Raw genomic sequence first — 16,424 nt, 5'->3', positions numbered from 1 at the left:
GCGCTTATAACTCCCGTTTCACTTCAACGCGCTCGAAAACCTCGATATGGTCTCCGACTTTGACATCGTTATAGTTTTTAACGCCGATACCGCATTCCATGCCCATTTTAACTTCTGCAACGTCATCCTTAAAGCGGCGTAACGACTCCAGCTGCCCCTCGTAAATAACGACGTTTTCACGCAATACGCGAATCGGCAAGTTACGTTTGACAAAACCTTCGACAACCATGCAACCAGCCACCGCACCGAATTTCGGCGAACGGAACACATCCCTAACTTCGGCCAAGCCGACAATAGTCTCTTTGATCTCGGGCGCCAGCATGCCGCTGATCGAATTTTTCACCTCATCGATCGCCTGATAAATCACACTGTAGTAATGCAGATCGACGTCTTTTTCTTCGATCAATTTACGCGCGGCGGTGTCCGCACGAACATTAAAGCCGATCAAAATCGCACCGGAAGCCAATGCCAAATTGACATCGCCTTCGTTGATGCCGCCAACACCGCCATAAACGACCTTAACCTCGACTTCATCCGAGGACAGCTTGATCAAGGATTCGCGCAAGGCTTCCAAACTACCTTGAACATCGGTTTTAATCACCAAGTTCAAACTAGCCGTTTCGCCGGTCGCCATTTTTGAGAACACTTGATCCAATTTAGCGGCTTGCTGCGCGGCCATACGGCTGATTTTGCTCTTATCTTCACGATGCTCGGCCAATTCGCGCGCCGCACGCTCGTTTTGCACGACCAAAAATTCGTCGCCGGCATTCGGGGTACCCGACAGGCCTAGAATCTCAACAGGGGTACTCGGGCCGGCTTCTTTAACGGCTTTACCATTCTCATTAAACATTGCCCTGACACGACCGTATTCATGACCGCACAAAACGAATTGCCCTTTTTCCAGCATGCCGCGCTGCACCAGGATGGTTGCAACCGCCCCTCGGCCTTTATCCAGCCTGGACTCAACAACGATACCCGAAGCCGACCCGTCCGAGGGTGCTTTCAATTCCAGAATCTCGGCCTGCAAAATCAACGCTTCGATCAAATCATCGATGCCTTCGCCGGTTTTAGCCGAAACCTTGATGAACTGCACATCGCCGCCCCATTCCTCGGGCACCACATTGATCGTGGACATTTCCTGCATTACCTTTTCCGGATTGGCTTGCGGCTTATCGATTTTATTGATCGCGACGATGATCGGCACATTAGCCGCACGCGCATGTTCGACAGCTTCCTTAGTCTGCGGCATGACACCGTCATCCGCCGCGACCACGACAATAACCACATCGGTCAATTCCGCGCCTCTAGCACGCATCGCGGTAAATGCAGCATGTCCAGGCGTATCTAAAAAGGTTACCGAACCGTGATCGGTAACAACCTGATAAGCACCGATATGCTGGGTAATACCGCCCGCTTCACCAGCCGCCACGCGAGTTTCACGGATGTAGTCCAGCAAGGAAGTTTTACCGTGATCGACATGCCCCATGATGGTAACGATCGGTGCGCGAGACATTTCCTGACTACTCTCTTCCTTCAGAGCCGCCAAAATTTCGGCTTCCAAATCGTCATCGCTTTGCATGATGGCTTTATGACCCATTTCCTCGACTAGCAGCACCGCCGTTTCCTGATCGATACTCTGGTTAATCGTTGCCATCATGCCCATTTTCATCAATTGCTTGATGACTTCGGCGGCCTTGACGCTCATTTTTTGCGCCAAATCGGAAACGATAATATGTTCAGGAATAGTAACATCCCTGATGACCGGCGCAACCGGCTTCTCGAATTGATGCTTCAAATCGGCCTGAGCAGCGCTCTTGTCCTTTTGTTTGCCTTTTTTCTTACCTTTCCCGGCAACTTGTCCTCCTTGTCTTTTTTTCTTTTGACTTTCCATTCTGGCTGCTGCTAATTGCCGTACTTTTTCGGCATTTCTTTCTACCGCAGCTTCGAGGCGACGTTTTTTCTCTTCCTCTTTTTTTCTTTCGGTTTCTGAAAGTCTGGCTTTTCGCTCGCTTTCCTTGCGAATCTCAATGGCTTGAGCTTCGGTTAACGCTTCTTTATCGGTCGCTTCGGAATCGTCTACGCCAATATCATCCTGAGAAGCCTCTGCCGTAGCTGCTTCGTCAACCGGCTGCTCCCGCTCGAATAATTCTTCTTCGTCTTGGACCGCTTTTTCTTCCGTTACAGCGCTAACCGGCGGCTGCTCGGTGCTTACCGGCGTCGGTTCTGCCTGAATCTGTTCCGCTGTTTTTTTGATTTCTTCCGACTCCTTCGGTTCATCACCTACGGGCGCGACTTCAGTACGTTTAACGTAGGTCTTCTTTTTGCGAACTTCGATACTGATGGTTTTTGCCGAGCTGCCCGGAGCGCTGCTTTGCTTCAGTTCGCTGACCGTCCTACGCTTTAACGTTACGCGTTTCGGAGCGGCATCCGTCTCCCCTGTCGATTTACCGTGCCGCTTACGTAAATGAGCCAGCAACTTAACTTTTTCGTCTTCACTAATTACGTCATCAGGGGCATGCACGGATAATCCGGCTTCTTTCAGTTGCTCTAATAATCGCTCTAGAGGTATACCCACGACCTCCGCTAACTGCCTTACTGTTTTATCACTCATATTTTGCCCCCTATCCTAATTCGCCCTGGTCCTCGGCAAACCATCGCTCACGCGCTTTCATGATTAATTTTGCCGCTCTTTCTTCATCCACACCGGTTACATCCAGTAAATCATCAACCGCCTGATCCGCGAGATCGTCCAACGTTACGATGCCCTGGCCTGCTAACTCATAAGCCAAGGCCTCATCCATGCCTTCCATCTCCAGCAGTTCTTGCGTAGGCTCTGCCGTCTCGATTTTTTCTTCCGATGCAATTGCACTAATTAACAGCGCGTCCTTTGCCCGACCTTTTAATTCGTCGACCAGTTCTTTATCAAACTCTTCAATTTCCAGCATTTCATTAACCGGAACATAAGCAATCTCTTCAATCGAATCGAATCCGACTTCGACCAAAATCGTAGCGATTTCTTCGTCGACGCCTAATTGATCGATAAATAATTGTTTGGTTATATTGGCTTGAGCACCGCTGGTTTCTTGCGCTTTCGACGCATCCATTACGTTCAGCTCCCACCCTGTCAATTCGGTTGCCAAGCGAACATTCTGACCGCCTCGGCCTATCGCCTGAGACAAATTATCCGAACTAACCGCCAAGTCCATACTGTGCTTATCTTCATCGATTACGATCGATTCGATTTCGGCAGGCGCCATTGCATTGATAACAAACTGGGCCTCGCTTTCATGCCATAAAATAATGTCGATACGCTCGCCGGCTAGCTCGTTCGATACCGCTTGAACGCGTGAGCCTCTCATACCGACGCAGGCGCCGACCGGATCGAGTCTAGGATCGTTTGCCTTGACCGCGATTTTGGCTCTCGAACCCGGATCTCGGGCCGCACCCTTGATTTCGATCATGCCCTCGCCGACTTCGGGAACCTCCAAACGGAACAACGCTACCAACAGTTCAGGTGCGGCGCGGGTGACAAATAATTGCGGGCCGCGCGGTTCCGAGCGAACCGATTTAAGATAACCTCTGACCCGATCCCCGATTCTAAACGACTCGCGCGGGATCATATCTTCTTTGGCGATGTAGGCTTCGACATGCCCGCCAAGATCCAAGTAAACGCTGCCTTTCTCAATACGCTTGACGATGCCGGTAATTAATTCGCCGACTCTATCGGTATAAGCTTCGACTATTTTGCGGCGCTCGGCCTCGCGAACCTTGTGAATCATCACTTGTTTAGCGGTCTGAGCGGCAATTCGTCCGAATTCGACCGACTCGATTTCTTCCTCGAAAAAGTCTCCAACATTGATGTCGGGATTTTTTTGCCGCGCATCGTCCAACAAAATCTGGGCATCGGGAAATTCGAGACCGTTTTCGAAATCATCATCCGGTTCGACGACTTCCCATCTGCGAAACGTCGTATAATCGCCGGTTTTTCTATTGATCGAAACGCGCGCTTTTATCTGGTTACCATAGCGTTTTATCGTTGCCGCTTCAAGCGCGGACTCGACCGCCTGGAAAACGATCTCCTTATCGATGTCTTTCTCATTCGAAAAAACATCCACTACCAATAAAATTTCTTTATTTGCCACTGTGCACTCCTTTATTGATTAAATACTCAGGCACCAGTCGCGCCTTACTCATCGCTTGAAATGGAATCTCGTAAACCCGGTCGCCTTCCTGGAGAAACACGGTGTCATTGTCGACTGATTGGATTACGCCTGAAATTTTGCGTCGCTTTTCAATCGGTTTAAATAAGTTAACCGAGACCATGTGCCCAATGAAGCGCTCGAATTGTTGGACAGAAAATAGCGGTCTATCGTCACCCGGAGATGATATTTCCAGTTGATAATTACCCTGGATAGGATCCTCGACATCGAGCATCCCGCTGACCTGATGACTGACTTTCGAGCAATCTTCCACTAAAATCCCTTGCTCGTTGTCGATATAAATTCGTAATAAGCCGTTACGAGGATGCGGATTGTATTCAATCCCGACGCACTCATAACCCAAGCCTTCAACAATCGGCTGAATCAAATTAACCAAATGCTCAGGTGCCTGCTTCATTTTTCCTCACTTATTTACGCACATAAAAAAAGAGCCAATGGCTCTTCCTTAAAGTCTATATTCGTTAAACAACCAACGATCCAAACGCCCAAAAAACAAAAAGCCCCAAAAGGGGCTTTTTTAATCTGGTAGCGGGGGCAGGATTTGAACCTACGACCTTCGGGTTATGAGCCCGACGAGCTACCAAGCTGCTCCACCCCGCGATTGATTTGAGATATTATAAACACATTTTTAAATTTGGCAAGTTATTTATTGGAATTAAAGAGAATTACACGAAATCCTTATTCAAATGACCGCTGGCGCTTATTGGCCTGACGTTGGCCGGAGGCATTTTTTTTGCCATAGCCTTCGGCTTTCATAAACGACGCTAGGCCTTTTTCGCCGGTTTTTCGGTAATCCGCTTCGAGAACATTTTTCGCATCTACCTCAGAAATCGCCAACGATTCCGTCATCACTCGATATAATAGATCGAATAAACGCCGTAGCGCTATCTTCCAGGTGCTGCCGCTGAGTTCGTATAGGGCATCGCTTAATTGCAAAAAGCGTTCGAAGGGCGCATCGGCCAGTATCAAAGGCAAGGTTTCGGCAAATCGACCGGAATTTGCGATCATGTTCCAATAGCGCGCGAAACGGTTGATGCGTTGCATTTCGTTAAAGTCGATATCGCGAGTGCTGAGGATATTGTAGGGCGGTTCGGGATTGTAACGCATCCGATAGGTTTCGTTATGCCGGTTGAGCGGCGCGCCGCGCAAGCGCTTTAAGATACCCAGCTGAATTTCATGCGGTTGTAAAGCCACTAATTGGTCGAAACTAGCCGCGAAGTTGTTCAGCGTATCGCCGGGCAGACCGAAGATCAGGTCGGCATGAATGTGCGCATGGGTGTTTGCCTTGAGCCATCGCAGGTTTTCTTTGGTTTTCTCGTTATCCTGACGGCGACTGATCAGCCGTTGAATGGCCGGGTCGAAGGTCTGCACTCCGACTTCGAATTGTAGCGTTGCGGGCGGGAATTTTTCGAGCGCTTGTTTGAGCCGATCAGGTAAATGATCCGGTATGACTTCGAAATGCAAAAACAAGTCGTCGCTCATGCGTTCGAGAAAAAACTCCAGTATCGCAACACTTACGGCAATTTTTAAATTGAAGGTCCGGTCGATGAATTTGAAATGCCGAACACCGCGCCGATACAACATGTCCATTTCGCCTAAGAAGCGATCCAATGCAAACGGCTTGGCCGTGACATCGAGCGCCGAGAGACAAAACTCGCATTTGAACGGACAACCGCGCGAGGCTTCGACATAGATGATGCGGTTACTAATGTCTTCGTCGTTGTAGTAGGGATAAGGCGACACCAAGCTCTCGAGCGGCGATTCGACGCCGGCTATGATTTTTTCGTCGGGGGCTTCGCCATTTAGGATTTTTTTGCATAATTCGCGAAAACTGATTTCACCGACGCCGGTGACGATGTAGTCGGCCAAATCGGCGATTGGCGGCAAATCTGGTGGATGGCTAACTTCGGGTCCGCCTAGGATCACGACGATTTCCGGTGCGATTTGTTTGAGTAAGGCTAAGGTCGAGCCGATTTCGGCGACATTCCAGATGTAAACTCCAAAACCGATGATTTTCGGACGATTCTGCAAAAGCTTTTCGACGATGTCGATCGGTCGGTCTTGTATGCCGAATTCGAGTATTTCGGCGTCGTTTTGCAGTTTTCCCAAATTGGCGAAGATATAACGCAGCCCGAACGCGCTATGGATGTACCGAGCGTTAAGCGTGGTCAGTCGTATTTGCGGCATGCTTATACTCTTCGTAGATCAAAATTCGGCACCGGGGACGCAGAGCGTCCAGGAATGCATTCCCACGCAGAGCACTCATCGTTATACATAAATCATAAATTATCCTTTGCAATCTTAGCCAATGTGACCTCGATACCCTTTATTGTCACTTAACACCCTCGACCTTCCCTCACCTAACGCTAGGTGAGGGACGATCTGGGGATCGCTCCCACAGAGCATCCGCCGCCCGCTGTGGGAGCGAAGCCTTCGTCGCGACTATCGAAGCCGCTAACGCTCATACTCCAATAGCCTTTTCGGACGACACGGCAACCTAGCGCTCGGTCGCTACTTTTTGCACAATAGGTAGATTTATCCTAGAAAAAGCATTTCACCATGAAGATCATGAAGAATAGGAAGTTAATTCAATAACTTATTACGCGTATGAATCAAGCTTTCGCTCACCAAAAAGGTTAGCGAGAAGATTTAGGTAATTTCCAGAAATCCTTAATGAACTTCATGTGCTTCATGGTTTAACTGCCGAATTTAGGTTTATGTGTATAACGGCAAGCGCAGAGCATGGGAACGATAAACTCTCGAGGGATTTTTACCGTATCCTTAGCCTACGCGGTCAATTTGAGATATTTTTGATATAGCGTGTCTTTGCTTTCGGTATGTTCCGGATCTTTATCGATGCAATCGACCGGACAGACTTCGATGCATTGCGGTAGATCGTGATGCCCCACGCACTCGGTACACAAAGCCGGGTCGATGACATAAATTTCCTCGCCTTGGGAAATCGCGCCGTTCGGACACTCCGGTTCGCACACGTCGCAATTGATGCATTCGTCATTGATAATAAGGGCCATGGTTACTCCTGACTAAATTTCTTGATCAAACTTTGTTTAACGATATCGGGCACGAAGCTGGATACGTCACCATTGAGACGCGCGATTTCCTTGATCATGCTCGACGATATGAATTCGTATTGTTCGGCAGGCGTTAAAAAGACCGTTTCAAGATCGGGTGAAAGCCGCCGGTTCATGCCGGCCAATTGAAATTCGTATTCAAAATCGGAAACCGCTCTCAGACCTCTAATGATGACATGGGCGCCCTGTTCTTTGGCGCAATCGACCAATAGATTACTAAACCCGATAACCGATACGTTTTCGAACGCTTCGGTCACCGCCTTAGCCAGCGCGACACGCTCGTCGATCGTAAATAAGGGTGTTTTTGTCGTACCGACCGCGATGGCAACGATAATTTTATCGTAAAGTTTAGCGGCCCGAGCAATCAAATCCAGATGCCCGGCGGTCACGGGGTCGAAAGTGCCCGGATAGATTGCGGTAATATTCATGATAAAGCCGGAACGATGAAAAAAGCAGCGGATTATAACGTTTTGGAAGGATTTTTTCATCTGTTTGATATTTTCCCCAGCAATTCCCAATTTACTCCCTTTATACTCAAAAATTAGTTAACTTTATGAAGGTATGGGGTGTGGCTAGCGAGGATGTCGGCAGCAGGGAACGCTGCCGTCAAGCCCCCATGGATGGGTTTACGGCGGTCCTCGATAGACACATCCCATACCTTTCATTCTAAGACGATTTTTCAATCAAAAGGAAGTAGGAATCAAACAGGGTACGGGGTATGCTTGCCGACACCTGTCAATTGGGCCAACGCCCCCTTCCAACAGTTGTCTATACCTTTCGCTCTTCAAATTTCGACAGTGCCGGAGGAGGCCTCAGAGTGCTCGGCCCATACGCATCAAGCTAAGGATTTCTTGATAAATAACGTCCTGGAACTATGGGCTTTGTTGAGGGTTATTTACGACCAAGTCCTAAGCATATCCCCGTTGCTAAATCGCTACCGACTGCTTTCGGCGAGTCCAAACAGCGTAGCCCGGATGGAGCGTAGCGCAATCCGGGAAGTTCGGAACCACGCCATTCCCGTATTCCGCTACGCTGCATACGGGCTACGTGCTTTAATCCTACAAAGAGCAGTTAATAAGCTGAAATTACCGTTCGCCCTGAGTCTGTCGGCGAAAGGAATAAATAGCAATTTGAGAAAGAGCTGATGTGAGCTCGGCATTCATTTACCCGGCTCATTACGTTCAACCGGTAACACGATCCGAAACGTGGTGCCTTCGCCGGCGCGGCTGTCCAATCGAATTTCGCCGTCATGTTTTTTGATGATGTTGTACGAAACCGAAAGCCCTAAACCGGTTCCTTTACCGACCGGTTTGGTCGTAAAAAACGGATCGAAAATTTTATTGATGTGCTCCTGCGCAATGCCTTTGCCGGTATCCGTAATCTCTATCCAAACCCGTCCGCCGTCTTCGGTTCCGCTACGAATCGTGATCGTGCCTTTGTCTTCAATGGCATGCGCGGCGTTAACCAATAAATTCATGAACACCTGATTCAGTTGATGCGGCAAACACCAAACCCGAGGAAGATCGCCGTATTCTTTGATGATGTCAGCTTTGTATTTGGTCTCGTTATGCACGATATTCAACGTACTATCCAAACAAGCATGTAAATCCGCCCATTGCCAGTCATCGTCTCCACCGACGTGAGAAAAATCCTTGAGATCCTGCACGATTTTTTTGACCCTCTCGGCTCCTTCCAGCGATTCATTCAACAAGTCGAGTACGTCTTCTTTCAAAAAAGGCAAGTCGATCTGCCGTTTAAATGCCTGTAGCGAACCGATACGTTCCGCATCGCCGCAAACCGAATCGAGATTTTCATACATTTCCACAAGCTCAAGTATGTCCTCTATATAGTTTTTCAACGATGTCAGATTGGAATTGATGTAGCCGATCGGGTTGTTGATTTCATGAGCGACACCGGCCGCCAATTGACCGATCGACGACATTTTTTCCGACTGCATCAATTGCTGCTGCAGCTCTTGAAGTTGTGTCAATGCTTGCTGTAATTCCGTATTACGCTGTTTTAGCAAATCCTCGGCCTTTTTATGTTCGGTAATATCGGCCGTGATACCGTCGATACGTAGCGGCTCTCCGTTTTCATCGCGAACATAACGCATCGATTGATACAACCAACGCTGTTCGCCATCGGGACGTATGATGCGGTAGGCAAGCTTCCGGGAACCGATCGTAGGTAAATCGGCTAACCGGTTTTCGACGTTTTGTTTATCTTTAGGATCAACGATGGACAACCATAAATCCGGACTTTCGAAAAAATCCCGGACCGGTCTGCCGGAAATGTCTTCGGCCGCATCGTTCAAATAGAGGAGTTTCAATGTACCGGGCTCCATCGACCAGACTACGCTGTCCAATGAATTTAGGATGTCATGCAAACGTTTTTCAGACTCTTCATAGCGTCGCCGGATAATTTGCAACTGGCGGTCAGCACCGACCAGCTCTTGAATGTGCTTGCATCGATCGATGTTAAGCAGCATATTGTCGATCGCCAGCGCGATCGTATTGGCCATTAATTGGCCGCTTTCGAGATCCGCTTCGGTATATGCCGAAGGTTCATTTAATTTGTTAACGCAAATCGTACCGATCGAGCGTTGTCCCGAAATCAGAGGCCAACAGAGGGCCGCCGCCGGAATGCGCGAACCGGATCTCGGACCATGATTCTTGAAGCGAGGATCTTGATCGATTTTACCTTTGAGCAATAATGCGCGCCGGTTATCCAATACCCAGCGAATGACGGCACTTTGATCCGATATCGACCGTCCAATATATTCTTCAGGCAATCCGATTCCGGATTTGATGACATAGCATTCATTGTCAAGCACGGTCAAAGAACCGGTATCGGCACCGAACCCTTCCAAAATAAAGCGAAGGATATCCCGGTAACCTTGACCGGAATTTTCTTGGAATGAACCGGATTGACCCAGTTGATACAATTCGCTGATCCATTGCAATTGCTTATTTTCATTGAACAGCATAGCGTCTCCAAAACTTGCTTTAGCCTCTTATACCTCAATTCTTTACATCTTTTGACAAAAATTCACGATTTTAATGGTTTAACAAAACATCCCGGCCAGGGGGATTATTAAACCTATAGGCATTCTTGATCACTGACAAACTTCGTTGTCTATTCGAACCGCCCGGGCACGGTTTTGGTACGCGCAGCGCACCCTACGGGTTTGTAATTTGCAGGCGTTTTCATACCAAGCGTGGTTTGTAGCAATGCTCTTCCGGCGAGATCGGCTCAAACTTTGAACCGGCAACCGAAATCATTGGAGATCATGACTTAACCCAGCCTTAACATTGCGCGTCAATAGGTTATTGAATAATATGCAATAATTAATTTTATGGCACTACAAAGTTAAATTTGGCATGATTTTTAATTATTATATTTCAATAGCATAGGCGGTAGGCACTACACTTGTTAAAGCTGGGTTAAACCTGGGTTAACACAACAATAGCACCTCTAGCGCCGCTGGAATAGCCCAACGCCCGTACTGAAACGGTCGTCTCGACGCCTCCTAGAGTTAAAATCCGTGCGGCATTATTATCCGGTAAAACACCGCCGAAACATTGATCTACCCAACCCATGACTTCCGACGGCATTACCTTGCTTGCTTGCAAACAGACAAGTCCGCTAACCGACGATCCGAGTAGCATTTTGTTCGATTCGCGGTTCGCGACGGCGATCATGCCTTGTTCATCGATACCGATCACCGCCACCGGCAAATGCTCGAGGATCTCTTGCGAGACCTGCAGCAAATTGACATTGCGTATAATTTCTCGTGTCTTTTCTTCGACCTGGCGTTCCAATTCCAGGTTGAATTGTTGGAGCTCCTCGTTGGCGCGTTGCAACTCGGCAGTCAGACGCCGATTGTCTAAAGCCATTTCATAATGTTCAAACGCTATGCGGATATTGTCCCGCAACAAATCGTCTTCCCACGGCTTGGTTAAAAATTTATAAATCGCTCCTTCATTGATCGCATTGGTGACCGACTCCAAATCGGTGTAGCCGGACAACATGATGCGTATCGTGTCGGGGTACAAAACTTTGACTTCGCTTAAAAACTCGGCGCCGGTCATGTGCGGCATGCGCTGATCGGAAACGATAACGCCTACGCGTTGCCCGGTTAACAATTCCAATCCTTCGGCACCGCTATTGGCTGTTAAAATCTGATAGCCATCTCTTCGCAAGGACCGTTTTAAAGCTTTGACGATATTGATTTCGTCGTCGACGAGTAAGAGCACACGCTCCGATGGCGATTCGGGTTCAGCCATAATATAAACTCCTATAAACTTAAATTCGGTAATTCAACCATGAAGCACATGAAGTTCGTGACGTATTGCAAGATGATATTCACGGTGAAATGCTTGTTCTAGGTTAATAATTATACCTTTCGCACTTCAAATTTCGGCATTGCCAGAGGAGGCGCCTGGGTGTCCGGTCGATTTTCGCTCCTGCAAAATCGACATTCACGCCATCCATGGCGTTCATAAAGGCTTTGCCAGCATGGAGCTGGCATAGAGCCTACATGGACGTATTCACGGCGTCCTTTAGCGGACACCCAGGCACCGAATTTTGATCTACGACGGGTATATCGTAATCGTAGCCCTTTATTTCGAAACACGACTCAGGATAAGCTCTGCGGACCGAGAACGCGCAATATTTCCTCACAGGTCGTCGTACCCGCGACTACCTTATCGAACGCATCTTCAATCAACGTTCGATAGCCGTTTTCAACCGCCAAGGCTCTCAAATCGCTGAAACTGGCCTGTGCGGTTATCGAATCGCGCATGGCTTCATTGAGCGCCAATATCTCCATTAAGCAAACCCGGCCCTGATAGCCGGTATTGCTGCAGTTTTCGCACCCTTTGCCTCGGTAGACTTCGATCGCGTTTACATTGAATAACGGACCAAGCATGCGCATCGTTTCGGGATCGGGCGCGCAGGCCTCCCGGCAATGTGTGCAAAGCTTGCGCACCAAGCGCTGAGAGATCACGCCTTCCAGTCCGCTGGAGACGATAAACGGTTTCAAGCCTATATCGATCAACCTTGCCACCGTCGCCAGTGCGGAATTGGTATGCAGCGTCGAAAACACCAAATGACCGGTTAAAGCCGCCTGAAACGCCACTTCGGCGGTTTCGAAATCGCGGATTTCTCCTAACAGAATCACATCCGGGTCTTGCCGTAAAATCGCGCGCAATATCATCGGAAAAGTCAATCCGATCTTTTCTCGCACATTGACCTGGCCGGCCGAATCGAGAAAATATTCGACCGGCTCTTCGATCGTGAGATAGTTTTTAGTCGGCGTCACACCGTGCTGCAGTAAAGCATAGAGCGTAGTCGTCTTGCCGCTGCCGGTCGGCCCAGTCGCGAGTACGATACCTTGCGGTTTGTTGATCAGATGCAGTAATTTCTCCCGTTCGGAATTCGCTACGTCAAGATTATCGATACTTTGAATCTGTGCGTTCCTGTCCAGAATTCGCATCACGACCTTTTCGCCGTTGATGACCGGCAGCGTCGAAATTCTAAGGTCGACGATACGCATCGGTGTTTTGACGGTTATACGCCCGTCCTGAGGCCTACGGCGCTCGGTGATGTCCATCTCCGCCATGACTTTGATACGCGAAACCAGCTGATTGTGCAGTTGATTCGGGATGTATATCTTATCGAACAATATACCGTCTATCCGGTAACGAACGACAATGCTTTTCGTTCGCGGTTGAATGTGAATATCGCTGGCTTTTAGACGAATCGCCTCGATGATGATCGAATTAACCAAGCGTATTGCCGGCGGTTCGGCCGTTTCCTGCAGCAATTGTTCGAGCGAAATATCGTCTTCATGATCGATAACGACTTCGATTGTTTCGAACGGATCGAGGGCCGAAACAATGGTTTCAATATCGCCAAAGCTCGGTTCGTCGCCGTAAACGGCATTGATTTTTTTCTTGATCGCGGCAATGTCGGCCATCACGGCCTCAATCGTCAGGCCGGTCATGAAGCGTAATTCCGCCTGCAGCCCCATATCGAGCGGGTCGGCCATGACCAGTAACAATTGGCGTTGATCGACTTTCAACGGCAATACGCAATGCTGTTCGCACACGGAACGAGGCAGCAGTTCGACCGCACTCGGATTGACCTGAAATTCCGGCAGCGAGACTTCTTCGATAAGCAGTTCCTTACGTAAAATGCTGCGAATCGTTTTCTCGGCCACCCAGTCGCGCTCCAATATCAATTTGAGCATCGGATCTTTGCGAGTTTGCTTTATTTTATATAACTCTTGCAGCTGCCGGTCGCTGAGCAACTGTTTTTTATGCAGCATGATCGCAATTTGGGCGCTATCGGATACTGCCAACTTGCTGAGCCGCTTAATCTCCTTGGTTTGATTAACATTGTCGTGCTGGAGCTTTTTATTTTTTTCGATCAGGTCGTACTGTTCCAACGCCAAGCCGACCGTAATACGCAAATCGTCGTTATTCCAGGGTTTGAGAATGAATTTATAGACAGCGCCTTCGTTGATCGCGCCGAGCACCGCGCCGGTATCGGCCTCGCCGGTCAACATGATCCGAATAATGTCGGGATGAAGCATTTTGACGCGCCGTAGCAATTCGGCTCCGTTCATACCCGGCATTTTATAGTCGGAAATAACGAGTTGAAATTGACCGTTCGCGAGTGTATGTAATGCTTCGTCGCCGGACATGGCGACTTCGACGCGGTAGTTCTCCTGACGGAACACGCGCCGTAACGCACTAAGTACGTTGGGTTCGTCGTCGACCAGTAAGATACCGTACGACTTGGATGCTTGCTGCGTATCGTTTTGCTCGTCCGTGGCGTCGGTATTTTGGCCACCGGTAAACAATGAGGCATAAAACGACATTATTAAGACTCAATTAGATTACTGAATAGCGTTCTGCACAGGTAAGTTAACCTTTACCCGAGTCCCCTTGCCTACCTGGCTCGCGATTTCGATCGTGCCGCCGTGCTCCTTGACTATATCGTGACAAACGGTCAAGCCCAGCCCCGTCCCTTGTCCTACCTCTTTGGTCGTGAAAAACGGTTCGAATACATGCGGCAAAACCTTCTCCGGAATACCACGCCCGTTATCTTGAACTTCGAGTACGACAACCCCGTTTCGGACAGCGGTGCGGATACGAATAATGCCGGTTGTTTCGATCGCATCCACCGCATTACCCAGCAACCCGTATACAACCTGACCTAATTGCGCGGTTTGACATTGAATCGGCGTTTCCGAAGACAGCTCCAAAACGAGTCTCGCCTTTTGTTGCCATTGCGATTCGGCAACCTGGCAGATTTGCCGAACGATCGTATCGATATCGGCTCGTTCGGTTTCGGTTTGATCGATACGAGAAAAACCCTTCAATGCAATAACGATCTTAGCGATACGATCGAGACCTTCGAGACTTTCATTCATCAAATCCTTGAAATCGTCGAGTAATAACGGCAATTCCCGCTCTTTCCAGACTTTACGTAATTCCTTCGATGAAGTCCCGTTATCGATCAACGCATTGAATTCGTAAAACGATTCCAGATAGGATTCGGCGGTAGCCACATTGCTGCGAATGAAGCCTAACGGATTGTTGATCTCATGCGCGACACCGGCCGCCAGACGACCTACCGAAGCTTGCTTTTCATTTCTATAAAGCTTCAAATGCGCCTTTTCGATCGTTTGAACCTGCTCTTTGACGCGGATTTCCAAACTTTCGGAAAGTTTTTTGTAGCGCGCTTCGGACGCTTGCAAGGCCACGTTTCTGCGCTGCAATTCCTCGAAATCGTCGCGCTGAGTTTGTAGATGAATATCGGATGCCAACAAATAGCGCGCATTGCAGCGCAAAATCAACTGCATCAGATCGGCCCCGGCACGCAAACGCTCGGGCGGGACGGCGGTTCGTGTCTGCAAAAAACCGACAGGTTCCAACTCGCCATGCAAGGGCACCCGATCAACCGTCTTCGAGCTATTGTCGCCGATTACGCTTGCGCCTGAATCGTCCACGACGCAGACCGTCGTGTCCAATAAGACATTCAATGCCGAAATCAAGCGGCTCTTGTCTATACCTTTTAAGAGCTCGTCAAGATTCAAATCGCGTTCGAAATCGCCCCCCGATTGAAAGTCGTACATCGTCTCAACCTCTTGCCGATGATAATGAACCGCCCAACGTTTGCGCGATAAAGCTATCGCAATCGAGACCATGATCCGATTGCAAGCGGTACAACCGGTCGCAGGTTCGATAAACGGCCGCCAATAAAGCCCTGAAGGTCTCGATGATGCCCTCGCCGGTCAATGCAGAACTAAACAAAACCGGCCACGGCGCCTTTTCCCACCGCGCCATGATTTCCTGTTCGCTCAAAATTGCCGGCAAGTCGCGCTTGTTGAACTGCACGACCAACGGCAATTGCTGAAAATCGAGCCCGACACGCGCGGCATTCGCGGCTAAATTTTCAAACGATTCGCCGTTATTGACGCTTTGCGTCCGCTGCGAATCGGCAACGAACACGACGCCGTCGGCCCGGGACAACACGGCCTTGCGCGTACTGTCGTGTATTACCTGTCCCGGCACCGTGTAAACCTTGAATTTGATCAGCAAACCGGACGGCGCGCGAAAACCCAACGGCAATAAATCGAAAAACAGGGTCCGGTCGTCAGCGGTTTCCATGATCATCAACTCGCCTTTCATATCGGGCGTTAAAATATCGTGCAGACGCATTAAATTAGTCGTCTTACCGCTGAGGGCCGGGCCGTAATAAACCAGCTTGATCGTCAGTTTTTGACTGCTTTCGTCGTATTGAGCCATGACCTTGGGGAAAATCGACCGATGAATAAAACAGCAAGTATAGCCGCCATTCGCAAAACGAATTGCCGTCTATACGCTTTCGCCAGTCTACGCCAAACGAACGAAATAATTCAACTTTAGGTTATACTTCAAAAAAGCCAAAGCGACATATAGCTCGCACAGCATATTTTGCAACAATCCTAGAGTGAGGATGCATACCGACCTTACCTCGGTAGCCAAGGTACGGGTGTTCCCACGGAGGACCGAGGGAACCGAAAAATACGGGCTATACGCTAATGAGAGAATACTAAATT

11 protein-coding genes and 1 tRNA gene are annotated in these 16,424 nt (G+C 49.0%); all 12 read right to left on the bottom strand.

The window, feature by feature from the left end; genetic code table 11:
• Positions 1-4 precede the first annotated feature (4 nt).
• The gene (gene infB, locus WJM45_RS05945) at positions 5-2,611 is read right to left on the bottom strand and encodes a translation initiation factor IF-2 (protein WP_341328051.1); all 2,607 of its coding nucleotides are present in this window, start codon (positions 2,609-2,611) and stop codon (positions 5-7) included.
• A gap of 10 nt (positions 2,612-2,621) precedes the next feature.
• On the bottom strand, positions 2,622-4,142 hold the full coding sequence (gene nusA / locus WJM45_RS05940; protein WP_341328050.1) for a transcription termination factor NusA: 1,521 nt from the start codon (positions 4,140-4,142) through the stop codon (positions 2,622-2,624).
• Positions 4,132-4,617, bottom strand: a complete 486-nt coding sequence (gene rimP, locus WJM45_RS05935; RefSeq protein WP_341328049.1) for a ribosome maturation factor RimP — start codon at positions 4,615-4,617, stop codon at positions 4,132-4,134. Before rimP ends, nusA begins: the two co-directional genes overlap by 11 nt.
• Before the next feature lie 126 nt (positions 4,618-4,743).
• Positions 4,744-4,820: transfer RNA gene (locus tag WJM45_RS05930), tRNA-Met, on the bottom strand.
• A 78-nt stretch (positions 4,821-4,898) separates the two neighbouring features.
• Positions 4,899-6,407 (bottom strand): DUF4080 domain-containing protein, encoded by a 1,509-nt coding sequence (locus WJM45_RS05925; protein WP_341328048.1) that lies wholly within the window; start codon positions 6,405-6,407, stop codon positions 4,899-4,901.
• Positions 6,408-7,006: 599 nt separating this feature from the next.
• Positions 7,007-7,252 carry a YfhL family 4Fe-4S dicluster ferredoxin gene (locus tag WJM45_RS05920; RefSeq protein ID WP_341328047.1) on the bottom strand — a complete coding sequence of 82 codons (246 nt, stop codon included), beginning with the start codon at positions 7,250-7,252 and terminating at the stop codon, positions 7,007-7,009.
• A 2-nt stretch (positions 7,253-7,254) separates the two neighbouring features.
• Positions 7,255-7,740 (bottom strand): pantetheine-phosphate adenylyltransferase, encoded by a 486-nt coding sequence (coaD, locus tag WJM45_RS05915; RefSeq protein ID WP_341328046.1) that lies wholly within the window; start codon positions 7,738-7,740, stop codon positions 7,255-7,257.
• Between the two features lie 731 nt (positions 7,741-8,471).
• Positions 8,472-10,298, bottom strand: a complete 1,827-nt coding sequence (locus tag WJM45_RS05910) for an ATP-binding protein (protein ID WP_341328045.1) — start codon at positions 10,296-10,298, stop codon at positions 8,472-8,474.
• A 457-nt stretch (positions 10,299-10,755) separates the two neighbouring features.
• Positions 10,756-11,598 carry a response regulator gene (locus WJM45_RS05905; protein WP_341328044.1) on the bottom strand — a complete coding sequence of 281 codons (843 nt, stop codon included), beginning with the start codon at positions 11,596-11,598 and terminating at the stop codon, positions 10,756-10,758.
• Between the two features lie 353 nt (positions 11,599-11,951).
• A complete protein-coding gene (locus WJM45_RS05900) occupies positions 11,952-14,198 on the bottom strand; it encodes an ATPase, T2SS/T4P/T4SS family (protein WP_341328043.1) in 2,247 nt (748 codons plus the stop codon).
• 18 nt (positions 14,199-14,216) lie between these two features.
• Positions 14,217-15,458: an ATP-binding protein gene (locus tag WJM45_RS05895; RefSeq protein ID WP_341328042.1), complete on the bottom strand. Its 1,242-nt coding sequence runs from the start codon at positions 15,456-15,458 to the stop codon at positions 14,217-14,219.
• Positions 15,459-15,462: 4 nt separating this feature from the next.
• Positions 15,463-16,131, bottom strand: coding sequence for a GTPase domain-containing protein (locus WJM45_RS05890; protein ID WP_341328041.1), 669 nt, complete (start codon positions 16,129-16,131; stop codon positions 15,463-15,465).
• Between the last annotated feature and the right edge of the window lie 293 nt (positions 16,132-16,424).

It is taken from the genome of Methylotuvimicrobium sp. KM2 (assembly GCF_038051925.1).
Taxonomy (GTDB): domain Bacteria; phylum Pseudomonadota; class Gammaproteobacteria; order Methylococcales; family Methylomonadaceae; genus Methylotuvimicrobium.
The sequence above is the reverse complement of the archived record's forward strand: the minus strand, read 5'-3'. Positions and strand labels throughout refer to the sequence as shown.

Bases quoted from the DNA above. Each gene is read 5' to 3' on its own strand.
- WJM45_RS05890 (WP_341328041.1), bottom strand. From the start codon at position 16,131: ATGGCTCAATACGACGAAAGCAGTCAAAAACTGACGATCAAGCTGGTT.
- WJM45_RS05895 (WP_341328042.1), bottom strand. From the start codon at position 15,458: ATGTACGACTTTCAATCGGGGGGCGATTTCGAACGCGATTTGAATCTT.
- WJM45_RS05925 (WP_341328048.1), bottom strand. From the start codon at position 6,407: ATGCCGCAAATACGACTGACCACGCTTAACGCTCGGTACATCCATAGC.
- coaD (WP_341328046.1), bottom strand. From the start codon at position 7,740: ATGAATATTACCGCAATCTATCCGGGCACTTTCGACCCCGTGACCGCC.
- infB (WP_341328051.1), bottom strand. From the start codon at position 2,611: ATGAGTGATAAAACAGTAAGGCAGTTAGCGGAGGTCGTGGGTATACCT.
- WJM45_RS05900 (WP_341328043.1), bottom strand. From the start codon at position 14,198: ATGTCGTTTTATGCCTCATTGTTTACCGGTGGCCAAAATACCGACGCC.
- WJM45_RS05920 (WP_341328047.1), bottom strand. From the start codon at position 7,252: ATGGCCCTTATTATCAATGACGAATGCATCAATTGCGACGTGTGCGAA.
- rimP (WP_341328049.1), bottom strand. From the start codon at position 4,617: ATGAAGCAGGCACCTGAGCATTTGGTTAATTTGATTCAGCCGATTGTT.
- WJM45_RS05910 (WP_341328045.1), bottom strand. From the start codon at position 10,298: ATGCTGTTCAATGAAAATAAGCAATTGCAATGGATCAGCGAATTGTAT.
- WJM45_RS05905 (WP_341328044.1), bottom strand. From the start codon at position 11,598: ATGGCTGAACCCGAATCGCCATCGGAGCGTGTGCTCTTACTCGTCGAC.